This is a genomic window from Neisseria sp. P0021.S006 (genome assembly GCF_051956895.1).
Genome location: NZ_JBQCWZ010000700.1, coordinates 1 through 724 on the forward strand (window position 1 = coordinate 1; position 724 = coordinate 724).

The 724-nt window shown below is 49.2% G+C and carries 1 protein-coding gene; it reads left to right on the forward strand.

The genetic code is table 11. The features are described from left to right. Positions 1-23: 23 nt before the first annotated feature. Positions 24-590 carry a dCTP deaminase gene (gene dcd, locus ACTHUM_RS16570; protein ID WP_440403501.1) on the forward strand — a complete coding sequence of 189 codons (567 nt, stop codon included), beginning with the start codon at positions 24-26 and terminating at the stop codon, positions 588-590. The last annotated feature ends 134 nt before the right edge of the window (positions 591-724 follow it).

Genomic DNA, 724 nt, shown 5'->3' on the forward strand with positions numbered 1-724 from the left:
ACCCTTACCTCAGGACAACCACCATGAGCATTAAATCCGACAAATGGATACGCCGCATGGCCGAAGAACACGGCATGATTGAGCCGTTCGAGCCCAACCAAATCAAAGAGGCCAACGGTCAACGCATCATTTCCTACGGCACATCCAGCTACGGCTACGACATCCGCTGTGCCAATGAATTTAAAATCTTCACCAATATCAACAGCACCATCGTCGACCCGAAAAACTTCGACCCGAAAAACTTCGTTACAGTCGAAGATGACTGCTGCATCATTCCGCCCAACTCCTTTGCTTTGGCGCGCACAGTCGAATATTTCCGCATCCCGCGCAACGTCCTGACTGTCTGCTTAGGGAAATCCACTTACGCACGCTGCGGCATCATCGTCAACGTTACCCCGTTTGAGCCAGAGTGGGAAGGCTACGTTACGCTTGAGTTTTCCAACACCACCCCCCTGCCTGCCAAAATCTATGCCGGCGAAGGCGTGGCTCAAGTCTTGTTCTTTGAAAGCGATGAAGTCTGCGCAACTTCATACAAAGACCGCAACGGCAAATACATGGGACAAACCGGTGTTACCCTGCCTAAGACTTAATACACAAAATAAAAAAAGGCCGTCTGAAATTTCAGACGGCCTTTTATCATTTCATTTAGAAACGGCGTTTCAGCTTGCAGGCCTGCAAGATATGAACGGCGAGTTCTTCCACAGATTTATCGGTTGTATTGGTA